The following is a 671-nucleotide window of genomic DNA, read 5'->3' as shown; positions in this document are numbered from 1 at the left end:
GAGCGGAAGCCGCTGGAGGTCAGGTTGCGGTTGACCACCAGGCTCACCGCCTCGCCCACCGTGTAGCGCCGCACGTCGTCGGCGGTCGCGACGACGGACTCGAGGTCGGTGCCGGTGGCCAGCAGCAGCCGGGTCCAGTCGTCGTCGCCGAGGCTCAGCGGGTCGCCGGCCGCTTCTTCGGCGAGGCGGGCGATGGTGGTGCCGGCGCCTCGGCGTGCGTAACTCCTCGAATCCTGCGCGTGCGGGGCGGAATCGGCCGCGGAGGGAGCCGAAGGGTCGGTTTTCGAGGAGTTGCGGGCAGGCGCGCCGGGTGCCGACGCCCCGGCGGGCTGCTCGGGGGCGTGCGATGCCGGCTCGGGCGGGGTCTTCCGACTCGCCGACCCGCCGGCCTCCGCAGAAGCCACGGCCGCGAGCCCTGACATCGGGTCGGCCAGCGCCGTGACCGGCGCGTGCATCGCCGGGTCGAGCCACTCGTCCGCGCGGTGGATGTACTCCGGGTGGGCGGTGAGCCGCTCGCGCAGCGTGAAGCCGAGATCGGCGGTGCGGCGCGCCAGGTCGTCCAGGTGCGGCCAGGGTCGCTCGGGGTTGACGTGGTCGGCGGTCACGGGCGACACCCCGCCCCAGTCGTCCGCGCCCGCCCGCACCAGCAGCGCGAACTCCGTCGGATCCGA

1 pseudogene is annotated in these 671 nt (G+C 75.1%); it reads right to left on the bottom strand.

The annotated features are described in order from the left end of the window. A pseudogene (fbiC, locus tag NQ160_RS24425) lies at positions 1-671 on the bottom strand (7,8-didemethyl-8-hydroxy-5-deazariboflavin synthase); the annotation flags it as partial.

The sequence above is a fragment of the Microbacterium sp. zg.Y909 genome (assembly GCF_024626565.1).
This window is presented reverse-complemented; position numbering and strand designations above follow the sequence as displayed.